This window comes from Eubacterium sp. OM08-24 (assembly GCF_003438075.1).
Taxonomy (GTDB): domain Bacteria; phylum Bacillota; class Clostridia; order Oscillospirales; family Acutalibacteraceae; genus Ruminococcoides.
On record NZ_QSTA01000001.1, the window covers coordinates 34,515 to 47,113 of the forward strand.

The window sequence follows — 12,599 nt, forward strand, 5'->3', positions numbered from 1 at the left end:
TTAAATAGAAATATGATTGTTTTTTGCAAACCATACTTCTTTTACAGAAAATTCTTTGCCGTTTAGGTAATTTAAAATACCTGCATCGGTGTCAAATGAAAATTTAAGTTTGTAGCTGTAAAGCGCCTGATATTTAATATTATCGGGTGCTTTTCTGTTTTTGCCGTACTTTGTATCACCCACAAGCGGATGACCTATGTATGCCATATGTGCCCTGATTTGGTGAGTTCTGCCTGTAAGCAGTTCAACCTCGGCAAGGCTGTATTTGCCGTTGAAGTCAAGAATTTCGTATTTTGTGATTATTTCTTTTGAGCCCCCAACCTGTTTGCCAAAAATCTTTACTTTGTTTTGCGATTCGTTTTTAATAAGGTAATCGTGCAAAATGTCGCAGTCCTTTTTCGGCTTGCCGTAAAGTAAGCACAAATAATATTTTTCAAGCTCTCTCGTTTTGATTTTAGCGTTGAGAACGCGCAGGCTCTCGGCGTTTTTCGCCGCAATAACAATTCCGCCTGTATTTCTGTCAATTCTGTTTGCAAGTGCAGGGGCAAAGGCCTTTTCTTCCTTTGGGTTGTATTCGCCCTTATTATAAAGGTAGTGCTGAACTCTTGCCACAAGCGAATCAAAATGGTAGCTTTTATCCTGATGAACTATAACGCCCGGCTTTTTATCTATGAGAATAATATTATCGTCCTCATACACAATATCGAGTTTGTCGGGAGCTTTCAAAAACTCATAGTTTTCCTGCTCGCTTTCCTCAAAAAATTCATCTTTTATGTAAAGCGTCAGTACATCGCCCTCTTTGAGCATATCTTTTATATCGCATTTTTTGCCGTTTAGCTTTATGTACTTTGTGCGTATGTATTTATACATAAGTGACTTTGGCATAGTTTTAAACCTTTTTGAAAGGAATTTGTCAAGTCTTTGATTTGCGTCATTTTTCTTTATATCAATAGTTCTCATTGCTTTCTCCTTAACCTTAATCAATTTAATTTTATATTATTATAAAATTTTTTTCAACCGATTTTTCACACTTTTTAAAAAGCTGTGTAAACTGATACAGGGTGATAAAGTGAATTGCTACTCACACAGGCTCAGGTCGGCTGTATTTTTTGGGCTTGGACTTCTGACTGCGAGCTTACTGCCCTCCGATTGTGTGCTTGTGGTTGCAGCTGCGGCACTTATCGTAGTCAGTCTGACCTGCATACGAAGATAAATAGGGAGGAGATTTATTATGAAAGTTGTACTTATTGAGCGCCCAAAATTCTTATCCGGCATATTAAGAAGGATTTACGGAATTAAAAAGGTAACAACATCGCAATAAAACCTTTCTTATATGCAAATTTAAACAAATTTTTATTGGTAATTATCAATAACATAATTAAACAAAAGATGTGCTTATCTACAAAAAGATATGCACATCTTAATTTATTATTGAGTTTTTTGAAAAATATTATAACAGAATAGGACTGTAATTTTATTATGGAGGTTTTGAATAAACATGAAATTAATCAAGAAAAGCGTGAGCATTATTCTGTCATCTATGATGATTATGGGATGCACAGTTACTGCGCTTACAGCCAATGCCTCAACAGGCGGACAGCTCAGCAGTAAGTATGCCACAAACCCTAATGGCAAGGTAGGTATTCAGAAGATTATCACTATTGACGGTAAGATTACTGTTGACGATGTAACATTACTTCAGCTTTTTGTATCGGGCGACAAGACTATTGATTCTGCCGCAAAGATTAGAGCAGATGTAAACAAGGACGGAGTTATTGATGTTCTTGACTGCACAGACATTCAGCTTTATGTTGCGGGTAATATTCCAAACCTCGGTTGATACTTGATATAATTTAACAGCTGTTACAGCATCGGATTGATTAAATTCAGTCCGATGCTTTTTTTGTTGTAATATTTTTATCGCCTCTCTAATATATTTTGAGTATAAATATAAAAGGAGAGATAAAATATGGAGTTTAATCAGGATAACCGATCGTTTTGCACAACTGTTGCGGTGCTTGATACGGTTGCCGAACAGCTTGCCGATGTAGATTTGACTTTACCCGATTATTGTCCGGATATAGAAAAAATCCTCAAATGCACCCTTATCCCAAAAATTCAGACAAGGACTTTGTCGGGAGGTCAGCTGCAAATAGACGGCAGCTGCGTGGTAAATGTGCTGTATGTGGACAGCATTAAAAAAAGCATACGCTGCTGCGAACAGTCTGTTAATTTTTCTCAGAGCTTTTCGGTTAAGGAATCGCCCGACAATCCTGTAATACTTACAAAAACAAAGCCCGAATACATAAACTGTCGGGCGCTGAGTCCACGCAGACTGGTAATGCATGGCGCATTTTCGCTGTACGCAAAGGTGCTTTCTTCGTCAAAAACACCGTTTTACACTCCGTCTGCCGAAAATTGTCTTGAAACCCGGCTCTTAAATGTAAAATGTGCAAGCCTTACTTCGCTTTGTCAGGAACAGTTCAGCGTTGTTGAGGAGGTTTCTGTCGGCGATAAGCCTGTTATTGAGTCTGTTTTGAATGCAGATGTAGGCGTAAATATTACCGACACCAAGGCGGTTACAGGCAAGCTGATGGTGAACGGAGAAATAAACTTAAAACTGCTCTACATTACAGATGTTGAGAGCGGAGAAACGGGGAAACTCGATTATCTTTTGCCGTTTAATCAGATAGTGGACTGCGAGGGCATAGACGAAAAAACCGTAAACTGCGTATCGTGCGATATAATGTCGTATGATATTAGGCTGAAAAACGATGTTATGTCCGACAAACCGCTTTTACTGTTAGATTTAAAACTCTGCCTTACGGAAGAGGGATATGTTTTACTTGACGAAAATGTGGTGACCGACGCTTATTCAACAAAATGCGCAACACAGCCGACCTTTACTCAGCTTGGAATTGTGAGTGATTTGGCAAGGCTTAATGATTCTCATATAGAAAAAACCTCGGTTGCGGTAGACAACGGCAAAATCAGTAAGATTATAAATATTTCGTCAAATCAGATTACAGCCGACTATGCCTGCGATGAAAAGGGAATTACTGTTTCGGGCAAGCTGAATATTTGCATACTTGCCGAAAACGAAGAGCATATGCCTGTTTTTATTGAGCGCAACATTGATTATTCGCATCTTATGTCATCAAGCACAGAATACAACGGCGCTCTGTATGTTGAGCCACGAGCAGCAAGCATAAGTTATCGACTTGCAGATGACAGCACAGTTGAGCTTAGATGTGAGATCAAGTTAGCGGTTTCGGCGGTTTCAAAAGAAAATGTAAGGGCGGTTTCTGATGTTGAAATTTTCGAGGATAAACCCGTCAAGCCTGAGGAGTGCGCATTAACTCTGTACTTTGCGCAGGCAGGAGAGAGCCTTTGGGAGATTGCAAAATCTCATAACACCGCACTTGATAAGCTGATTGAAGAAAATGCGGCAGCAGCACAAAACGAGGACATTTCCCGTATGCTGCTTATTCCGAGAGTGTAGGAGGTACAAAAATGGAAGAAAGAAATGTGTATCGTGACATTTCACGCCGAACAGACGGCGATGTGTATATCGGAGTTGTTGGCCCTGTACGGACGGGCAAATCTACATTTATTAAAAAGTTTATGGATTCTCTTGTGCTGCCGAACATTACCGATGAGGCGGTGTATCGCAGAACGCTTGACGAACTTCCGCAGTCCGCCTCGGGAAGAACTATAATGACAACCGAGCCGAAGTTTATTCCGGAGGAATCGGTTGAAATCGACCTTGGAAACAACACTTCTTTCAGAGTAAGAATGATAGACTGCGTTGGCTATATAGTTGACAGCGCCATAGGATACAGCGAGGACGAACAGCCGAGAATGGTGAAAACGCCTTGGTTTGAAAAGGAAATTCCCTTTGATGACGCAGCGGAAATAGGTACAAAAAAGGTTATTACCGACCATTCAACTATCGGTTTGGTGATAACGACAGACGGAACTATAAGCGACATTGATAGGGAAGATTATATTGAGAGCGAACAGAGGGTAATTAACGAGCTGAAAGAAATTAATAAGCCGTTCATAGTTTTGCTCAACTCTGTTGAACCCGAAGGCGAAAGGGCAAAGAACCTTGCGGCGCAGATGGCGGCAAATTACGGCGTACCTGTAATTCCCGTAAGCTGTATGGAACTTGACGAATTTGAAATAAAGCGAATATTGGCTCAGCTTTTATTTGAGTTTCACATTAAAGAAATCAAGGTTGATATTCCAAAATGGCTTGTTATGCTCGACAAGGAGCATTGGCTTAAAACAAATATCTTTGACGCAATTAAAAAAAGTGCGGGAAAAATCGAGAAAATCAGACAGGTACAGGATATAATGCAGGAGCTTGATGATTGCGAATACATTAATTCAACTGAAATCAAGAGTTTGGATCTTGGCAGAGGCTTTGCAACAATCGGAATAAATATTGACAATAGGCTTTTTTACAAGGTACTTTCCGAGGAATCGGGAATAGATATAACAGACGAATGTGCGCTCTTCAGCTGCGTAAAGGAACTTTCGTCAAAGCGGAAAAAATTTGACAAATTGGCGCAGGCATATGAGCAGGTGCAGGAGAGCGGCTACGGAATTGTTATGCCGACAATAGAGGAGCTTTCGCTTGAAGAGACTGAGATTATAAAGCAGAGCGGCAAGTACGGCATTAGGCTCAAGGCAAGCGCTCCGAGTATTCATATGATGAAGATTTATACCAAAACCGAGGTTACGCCTATTGTGGGTTCGGAACAACAGTCGGAGGAGCTTGTGTCGTACCTTTTAAAGGAGTTTGAAGAAAATCCCGAAAAGATTTGGGAGAGCAATATCTTTGGTAAGTCTGTGCACGAGCTTGTAAACGAGGGCTTGCACAATAAGCTATACAGAATGCCGTCTGACGCAAGAGCCAAAATAGGAGAAACCATTGAAAAAATAATTAATGACGGCTGCAACGGTCTTATATGTATAATTCTGTAATTGAATAATACAATTAAAAACTTAAACAAATTATAAAAAAATAATCGGTCAAGATTATATAAACCGCCAAAAAAATATTCCCCTCATATTTATTATTGAAAATTTTACAGGAATAAAGTATAATAATCCTGTATGAAAATAATAAATATGGGGGTTATTTTATGAATCTTTCCAGTGTAGCTTTAGCAGCGCAGACTGAAGGTCTTTCACTTGCTGAAAAGGGCATCACATCTGCAAAGGTTGTTCTTACAGGCTTTGTTGTTGTATTCGCTATGCTTATTCTGTTGATTTTTATTATTAAAATTTACAGTGCTATTGTTCAGACGGCTCAGAGTGCCGGCAGCAATGGCAAAAAGGGCAAGGATAAAAAAGACGAAAAAACCGCTGAAAAGCCTGTTGCCACACCTGCTCCGGCAGTTACCGCAAGCACCGCAACAGACGGAATTTCAGACGAAGTTGTAGCTGTCATTTCCGCTGCCGTAGCAACTATGTACGGTTCATCTGAAAAAGCAAGAATCAAGAGTATTAAAAAGTCATCTGACGGTGGTCGTTCAGCTTGGGCAAAAGCCGGTGTACTTGATAATACCCGCCCATTTTAAGGCACATTTTAAGGGAAAGGATGTTATCTAATGGAAATTTTACAAGGCTTTGTTGATGCCGTTGTAGGTATCTTTAACAGCTCAGGCCTTACAGCGCTTAACTGGCAGAACTATGTAATGATTGGCATTTCATTTATTTTGCTTTATCTCGCTATTAAAAAGCAGTACGAGCCGCTTTTGCTTCTTCCTATTGCTTTTGGTATGCTTCTTGTAAACCTTTGTCCGGGCATTATGGCTCCTCAGTCAACTGAACTTCTTACCGAGGCTCAGTGTGCGGCACGAGATATTGCAACATCGGGTCACGCCACACAGGTTATTGACGGTGTAACTTATTATGAAAACCCAACATACGGCGGATTGCTTTATTATTTATATCAGGGCGTTAAGCTTGGTATTTACCCACCGCTTATCTTCCTTGGTATTGGTTGTATGACAGACTTTGGTCCGCTTATTTCAAACCCAAAGAGCCTTATCCTCGGTGCTGCCGCTCAGATTGGTATTTTCGTTACATTTACAGGTGCTATCTTCCTCGGCTTTACAGCTAAAGAGGCAGGCGCTATCGGTATTATCGGTGGTGCAGACGGTCCTACCGCTATTTTCGTTACAACAAAGCTCGCACCTCACCTTTTAGGTTCAATTGCGATTGCCGCATATTCATATATGGCTCTTGTTCCTATCATTCAGCCACCTATTATGAAGGTTCTCACAACTAAGAAAGAGCGTTCGGTTGTTATGGAACAGCTCCGTCCGGTTTCTAAACTTGAGAAGATTATGTTCCCTGTTATTGTTGTAATCATCATTTCAATCTTCCTTCCTGACGCTGCTCCGCTCGTTGGTATGCTTATGCTTGGTAACCTCTTTAAGGAGTCAGGCGTTGTTGAAAGAATCAACAAAACAGCTCAGAACGAACTTATGAACATCATCACAATCTTCCTTGGTACAACTGTTGGTGCTACTGCATCAGGTCAGAACTTCCTTACATTCGATACAATCAAGATTATCGTTCTTGGTCTTATCGCATTCTGTATGGGTACTGCATTCGGTGTACTCTTTGGTAAGATTATGTATGTTGCAACAGGTGGCAAGGTAAACCCACTTATCGGTTCAGCAGGTGTATCTGCCGTTCCAATGGCTGCTCGTGTATCACAGAAGGTTGGTCAGCAGGAAAATCCAGGCAACTTCCTCCTTATGCACGCTATGGGCCCTAATGTTGCAGGCGTTATCGGTTCAGCAGTTGCAGCAGGTGTATTGCTCAATGTTGTTGGCTGATATTAAACTGTATAATTTATATAAAGGAAGTCGTTATGGCTTCCTTTATTTTTATGCTTTTATATTCCACAAAAGAACTAATGACTGCAATTAATGGATTATAATATATTATATTGGTTTATTATGCTGAATTTGGAGGTTGAGCAATGCCGAATAATATTACAATTCAAAGAATTTTAGCGATACTTTTGCATAGAATTAAATTTATAATTCTTTTGTCACTTGTATGTATGCTTTCGTTTTTCTTATATTCTAGGTTTTTCATAACACCTATGTACAGCACATCGGCTATGCTTTATGTGCAGAACTATAACTCAAAAAGTCAGAGTAATATTGACGGCGGAAAAATATACAGCTCTGATATTTCGGGTTCAGCATCGCTTGCCGAGGCTTACATTGTATTTCTTAAAAATTCAGACAGTATAACATCACTTTATAACGGCTGCGATGTTTCAATAACAAACGATTCTTTCTTTATTACGGTTTCGGTTTCGGGTTCAGATCCCCAGACCTGCGCAAATGTTGCAAATCAGATTTGCGAGGCTGCCGGTGATGTATTTGCCGAGCGCTTTGCATACGGACAGATTGGTATTATAAGATCTGCGAAAGTTCCCGATGTACCGTATGAACCAAACAATCTAAAAAACGCATTGATTGGTTTAGTAATCGGTCTTGTTGCATCTGTGCTTATTTCTATTTTGCTTGAGCTTATTGACCTTACAGTTAAGCCTGATGACGATTTACAGGAAATGTACGATATTCCTATATTTGCGGAAATTCCTGATTTCGGTAATTAAGGAGGGGATAGCGTATGAAATTCAGATTACCTTTTAAAAAGGATTTAAGTAAAAAAAGCAAGTCACAAGTAACTGTCAACAATAAAAATAAATTTGCAATTGTTGAGTCTTACAAAATTGCAAGAACCAATATTATGTTTTCTCTTTCTGCGTCTGAAAAGAAAGCCTTTGCGGTAACAAGTTATTCAAAGGGTGAGGGTAAAAGTACGGTTGCCTCTAACCTTGCAATTTCTTTTTCAAAAATGGAAAGTAAAGTATTGCTTATTGACTGTGACCTTCGTCGGCCTAATGTTCATAATATTTTTAAAATTGATAATACCAAAGGTCTTGCGGATGTAATCGGTAAGATGATTAATTTTGATCAGGCGGTTCAGAAAAATGTTCTTCCCGGACTTGATATTCTTGTTTCGGGTACTATTCCGCCAAACCCGTCGGAACTTATGTGTTCCTCAACTTTTACTTCTTTGGTTGAGCAGTTAAAGAAAGAGTATGATTATATCATATTCGATACTCCGCCTGTCGGAGTGGTTGCCGATGCACTTCTTTTAAAAGAATTAATTGCAGGCTTTATTGTTGTAGTAAGAGAAAGAGCCACAACTCACGGCGACTTACAAAATCTTACGGAAAGCATTAAACTTGCCGATTCAAGAGTTCTCGGTATAGTCAAGGTAGGCTGTTCGCAGAACGAGAGAAGAAAAGGCAAGTATTACTACAAATACTATTACAGTTATTATTAATTATTTTACAGCTTACGAAAACATATCAATTGTTTTTCGTAAGCTGCTGTTTTATGGTATAAAATTAAGATTTTTAAAATAAAATGCAAGATTTTTAAAAAACACTTGCATTTTTCTTCCTTTTGAATTACAATATAACAGTAATATTTTGTATTTTTTGCAATTTGAATTTAAGGAGAAAGCAAAATGAATTATGTGAATTGTAACAAAGAAGACCTCGAAAAAGAATATACGGCACTTGTTGCTGAATATGAAGAGGTAAAAGGTAAGGGTTTAAAACTTAATATGGCAAGAGGTAAGCCGGGTGAAGATCAGCTTAACCTTTCAAGACCGTTGCTTGATGTAATCAACAGCAGCACTGACTGTATTACAGCACACGGTGCAGATTGCCGTAACTACGGTGAACTTGCAGGCATTGACGAGTGCAAAAACTTTTTTGCTGAGATTTTTGATGTAGATCCGTCAGATGTAATGGTTGGCGGCAACTCAAGCCTTAATATGATGTTTGATACAATCGCAGGTTTTATGACAAAGCCTGTTGTTGAGGGATGCAAGCCTTGGTATGAGGTAAAGAACAGAAAGTTCCTTTGTCCTGCTCCGGGTTATGACCGTCACTTTGCTATTACCGAATATTTTGATTTTGATCTGATTCCTGTTCCAATGACAGAGAATGGCCCTGATATGGATGTTGTTGAAAAACTCGTAGAGAATGACGATTCAATCAAGGGTATTTGGTGTGTTCCGAAGTATTCAAATCCGCTCGGCGTTACTTTCAGTGATGAAACAGTTAAGCGTTTTGCCGCTTTAAAGCCGGCAGCTAAGGATTTCAGAATTATGTGGGATAACGCATACTGCGTACACGATGTAACAGATACTCCCGATGAACTTTTGAGTCTTATGGCTGAATGCAGAAAAACAGGTAATGTTGATCTTCCTATCATGTTTACATCAACATCAAAGATTACTTTCCCGGGTTCAGGTGTAGCTGCAATGGCGGCATCTGACAATAATATGAAAGTTATCAAGAACAGATACCAGTATCAGGTAATCAGCTATGATAAAATGAATATGCTCCGTCATGCTCGTTTCTTTGGCGACCTTAACGGTGTTAAAGAGCATATGAAACTGCATAAAGCTGTTCTTAAGCCAAAATTTGAAATTGTTTTGAATGCGCTTGAGTCACAGCTTAAAGAAACAGGCACAGCAGATTGGACAAATCCTAACGGCGGTTACTTTGTAAGTGTAGATGTACTTGAGGGTACAGCAAAAGAGGTAGTTCGCCTTTGTAAAGAGGCAGGCGTTGTACTTACAGGTGCAGGTGCTACTTATCCTTACGGAAAAGACCCTAAGGACAGCAACATCAGAATTGCCCCTTCGTTCCCGCCAAACGATGAACTTAAGGAAGCAATGAATGTATTCTGCATTTGCGCTAAGCTCGCTGCTTGTGCAAAAATTCTCAATAAATAAGCAACAAAATACAAGCAGTATATAATATTTATCTAAATGCTATGTAAAATTTCCAACTAAAAAGAATTTTTTTATCAAAAATTTCCGTATCCGTTGACTTTTTATCAAAAAAATTATATAATAACTCTGTTATGTCTGTACGTGTGTCTTTCGTAACAGAGTTATTTTTATTAGAACACGCACAGTCAATTAAAAAATGGAGGTTCCTAAGGCATGAAAAGAATACCAAAGCCTGTATTCTTCATTGTAGCCTTGCTGGTGCTTGCTTTTACATTTACAGCAGTTTTCGGAGTATCCTACTATACAGGTGACAACAAAAACACTGTCGTTAAGGGCATTAGCGATATACGATGGGGAATAGACATCAGAGGCGGTGTTGAAGCAACATTTAAGCCGGCAGGCGATGTTGACGCTACTGATGAGCAGTTAGAATCTGCAAAAGCAATCATTGAGCTCCGTATGGTATCGGACGGCATTACCGACTACGAACTTTACGCTGACTCATCAAACGACAGAATTATTGTTCGTTTCCCATGGAAATCTGACGAAAAGGATTTTGATCCTGCAACTGCTATTGAAGAAATTTCATCAACAGCAGAGCTTACTTTCAGACCGGGTAAAAGCTATGAAACTACCGAAGTAGGTTCAGACGGCAACCCTGTTTACAAAACTCCTAAGGACGACACAACCGAGATTCTTATGAACGGCTCTTACATAAAGTCGGCTCAGGCGGTTGTAAATCAGGAGGATAACTCATACGCTGTAAGCATTGAGTTTAACGATGAAGGTAAACAGCTTTTTGGCGATATTACAACTAAGTATCTTAAAAAGACAATCTCAATTTGGATGGATGATGTTATGATTTCCGCACCTACTGTAAATGCGGCAATCACAGACGGTAAAGCACAGATTACAGGTAACTTTGACGCTGAATCTGCAACAGCTCTTGCAAACAAGATTAACGCCGGTGCTCTTCCGTTCAAGCTCGAAACAGTAAGCTCAAGCAACATCAGCCCTACACTTGGCGAAAACTCACTTACAGCTATGGCTTATGCCGGTGTTATTGCATTCATCGTAATTGCAATTATTATGATTGCTATGTATAGACTCACAGGCTTCATTGCTGTTATTGCACTTGCCGGTCAGTTAGGACTTGCTATTGCTGCGGTATCCGGCTACTTTACAACTATTCCGTCATTCACAATGACACTTCCGGGTATTGCAGGTCTTATTCTTTCAATCGGTATGGGCGTTGACTGTAATGTAATTACAGCCGAGCGTATTAAGGAAGAGTTAAAGCAGGGCAGAACTTTGGACGGTGCTCTTGAGCGTGGTACAAAGAATTCACTCTCTGCTATCATCGACGGTAATATGACAGTTATTATAGTATCTGTTATTCTTATGCTTGTATTCGGTCCTTCAAACATTCTCTCAATCATCTTTGGTGAATCAACAACCGGTACAATCTACTCATTCGGTTACACACTCCTTGTTGGTGTAATTGCTAACTTTATTATGGGCGTATTCCTTACTCGTGTAATGCTCAGAAGTATTTCGGGCTTTAAGGTACTGCGCAAAAAAGGCTTGTATGGAGGTGTTAAGAATGGCTAATGAAACCACACAGGCTAAGGTTAATGGTCAGCTTTCTGTTGAAGAAGTAAGCGAAAAATTCAACGGTGGCAGAAAGATTATTGACTTTGCAGGTCACAGCAAAATTTTCTTTGGCATTTCCATTGCAATTATCGTAATCGGTATTATTTGCAACATTATTTTCGGCGCTACACTTGATATTCAGTTTTCAGGCGGTGCGTCTGTAAAGTACAGCTATTCAACAGATATTTCGGAATCTGAACTTACAGACTTTATCCAGTCACATACAGAGGCAAGAATTTCAACTTCATATTCAACTGATATGGTTGGTAATTCCGGTCACAATGTAGCCGTTCAGTTCTCAGGCAACAAGGCTATTGACACAAACATTCAGTCAACACTTCTTGATGACCTCAACAAGCAGTACCCTGATGCTAAGTTCGAGATTCTCGAATCAGGTTCTATTGACGCATCAATGGGCTTTAACTTCCTTTTGAAGTGTCTTACAGCTGTTGCTATTGCAAGCATACTTATGGTTATTTATGTAACACTCAGATTTAAGAAAATCGGCGGTCTTTCAGCCGGTGTTACAGCGCTTATAGCTCTTTTCCACGATGTAGCTATGATTTACTTTATGTATGTAATTTTCCGTATGCCAATCGATTCAAACTTCATTGCCGTAGTTCTTATGATTCTTGGTTACTCACTTAACGATACAATCGTTATTTATGACCGAGTTCGTGAGGAGAGAAAGGCACTTGGCAGAAAGACAGACGCAGGTATGGTATTTAACCTTAGTGCTACAAAGTCACTCAAGAGAACAATTATTACTTCTGTAACAACACTTTCAGCAATCTTAATTGTTTACATTGTTGCTATTGTTTATAATATCTCTTCTGTTCAGGCTTTCGCACTTCCAATGATTATCGGTATAATTTCAGGTTGTTATTCTTCAATTTGCATTGCAGGCCCGCTTTGGGTACTTTGGCAGAGAAAGAAAAAGAACAGCAAAAAGAAATAATGCGTTTGCTTTAAATTTTATTTAACATTTATGGGCTGCGATATGAATAATTTTCGCAGCCCTGAATTTATATGTAAATGTATAATTTTTTATCAGCTTTGGTAAAACTATTTTGGGGTAATTTTTA

At 39.3% G+C, this 12,599-nt stretch carries 12 protein-coding genes; 11 read left to right on the top strand and 1 reads right to left on the bottom strand.

Translation table 11 applies throughout. The features are described 5' to 3' along the window. A complete protein-coding gene (locus DXC23_RS00175; RefSeq protein ID WP_117704202.1) occupies positions 1-960 on the bottom strand; it encodes an RluA family pseudouridine synthase in 960 nt (319 codons plus the stop codon). A 271-nt stretch (positions 961-1,231) separates the two neighbouring features. On the opposite strand from DXC23_RS00175, the gene spoVM reads away from it, so the two are divergent. The 11 genes from spoVM to secF all read left to right on the top strand — a co-directional run bounded on the left by spoVM (position 1,232) and on the right by secF (position 12,472). Next, positions 1,232-1,321 (top strand): stage V sporulation protein SpoVM, encoded by a 90-nt coding sequence (gene spoVM / locus DXC23_RS00180; RefSeq protein ID WP_117704203.1) that lies wholly within the window; start codon positions 1,232-1,234, stop codon positions 1,319-1,321. Between the two features lie 177 nt (positions 1,322-1,498). Next, positions 1,499-1,840, top strand: coding sequence for a dockerin type I repeat-containing protein (locus DXC23_RS00185; RefSeq protein WP_117704204.1), 342 nt, complete (start codon positions 1,499-1,501; stop codon positions 1,838-1,840). A 129-nt stretch (positions 1,841-1,969) separates the two neighbouring features. Continuing rightward, entirely contained in the window at positions 1,970-3,502 is a 1,533-nt protein-coding gene (locus tag DXC23_RS00190) for an SPOCS domain-containing protein (protein ID WP_117704205.1), read from the top strand. An 11-nt stretch (positions 3,503-3,513) separates the two neighbouring features. Next, on the top strand, positions 3,514-4,992 hold the full coding sequence (spoIVA, locus tag DXC23_RS00195) for a stage IV sporulation protein A (protein ID WP_117704206.1): 1,479 nt from the start codon (positions 3,514-3,516) through the stop codon (positions 4,990-4,992). Between the two features lie 161 nt (positions 4,993-5,153). Next, on the top strand, positions 5,154-5,591 hold the full coding sequence (locus tag DXC23_RS00200) for an OadG family transporter subunit (RefSeq protein WP_117704207.1): 438 nt from the start codon (positions 5,154-5,156) through the stop codon (positions 5,589-5,591). Between the two features lie 30 nt (positions 5,592-5,621). Next, positions 5,622-6,860: a sodium ion-translocating decarboxylase subunit beta gene (locus tag DXC23_RS00205; RefSeq protein ID WP_117704208.1), complete on the top strand. Its 1,239-nt coding sequence runs from the start codon at positions 5,622-5,624 to the stop codon at positions 6,858-6,860. Between the two features lie 146 nt (positions 6,861-7,006). Then, positions 7,007-7,657: a Wzz/FepE/Etk N-terminal domain-containing protein gene (locus DXC23_RS00210; protein ID WP_117704209.1), complete on the top strand. Its 651-nt coding sequence runs from the start codon at positions 7,007-7,009 to the stop codon at positions 7,655-7,657. Between the two features lie 14 nt (positions 7,658-7,671). Then, a complete protein-coding gene (locus DXC23_RS00215) occupies positions 7,672-8,394 on the top strand; it encodes a CpsD/CapB family tyrosine-protein kinase (protein ID WP_117704210.1) in 723 nt (240 codons plus the stop codon). Between the two features lie 186 nt (positions 8,395-8,580). Further along, positions 8,581-9,861, top strand: coding sequence for an aminotransferase class I/II-fold pyridoxal phosphate-dependent enzyme (locus tag DXC23_RS00220; protein WP_117704211.1), 1,281 nt, complete (start codon positions 8,581-8,583; stop codon positions 9,859-9,861). Positions 9,862-10,074: 213 nt separating this feature from the next. After that, positions 10,075-11,472 (top strand): protein translocase subunit SecD, encoded by a 1,398-nt coding sequence (secD, locus tag DXC23_RS00225; protein WP_117704212.1) that lies wholly within the window; start codon positions 10,075-10,077, stop codon positions 11,470-11,472. After that, a complete protein-coding gene (secF, locus tag DXC23_RS00230; RefSeq protein ID WP_117704213.1) occupies positions 11,465-12,472 on the top strand; it encodes a protein translocase subunit SecF in 1,008 nt (335 codons plus the stop codon). The genes secD and secF overlap by 8 nt, the downstream gene beginning before the upstream one ends. Positions 12,473-12,599 lie beyond the last annotated feature (127 nt).

Bases quoted from the DNA above. Each gene is read 5' to 3' on its own strand.
- secD (WP_117704212.1), top strand. From the start codon at position 10,075: ATGAAAAGAATACCAAAGCCTGTATTCTTCATTGTAGCCTTGCTGGTG.
- DXC23_RS00175 (WP_117704202.1), bottom strand. From the start codon at position 960: ATGAGAACTATTGATATAAAGAAAAATGACGCAAATCAAAGACTTGAC.
- spoVM (WP_117704203.1), top strand. From the start codon at position 1,232: ATGAAAGTTGTACTTATTGAGCGCCCAAAATTCTTATCCGGCATATTA.
- DXC23_RS00205 (WP_117704208.1), top strand. From the start codon at position 5,622: ATGGAAATTTTACAAGGCTTTGTTGATGCCGTTGTAGGTATCTTTAAC.
- DXC23_RS00220 (WP_117704211.1), top strand. From the start codon at position 8,581: ATGAATTATGTGAATTGTAACAAAGAAGACCTCGAAAAAGAATATACG.
- secF (WP_117704213.1), top strand. From the start codon at position 11,465: ATGGCTAATGAAACCACACAGGCTAAGGTTAATGGTCAGCTTTCTGTT.
- DXC23_RS00215 (WP_117704210.1), top strand. From the start codon at position 7,672: ATGAAATTCAGATTACCTTTTAAAAAGGATTTAAGTAAAAAAAGCAAG.
- spoIVA (WP_117704206.1), top strand. From the start codon at position 3,514: ATGGAAGAAAGAAATGTGTATCGTGACATTTCACGCCGAACAGACGGC.
- DXC23_RS00200 (WP_117704207.1), top strand. From the start codon at position 5,154: ATGAATCTTTCCAGTGTAGCTTTAGCAGCGCAGACTGAAGGTCTTTCA.
- DXC23_RS00210 (WP_117704209.1), top strand. From the start codon at position 7,007: ATGCCGAATAATATTACAATTCAAAGAATTTTAGCGATACTTTTGCAT.
- DXC23_RS00185 (WP_117704204.1), top strand. From the start codon at position 1,499: ATGAAATTAATCAAGAAAAGCGTGAGCATTATTCTGTCATCTATGATG.
- DXC23_RS00190 (WP_117704205.1), top strand. From the start codon at position 1,970: ATGGAGTTTAATCAGGATAACCGATCGTTTTGCACAACTGTTGCGGTG.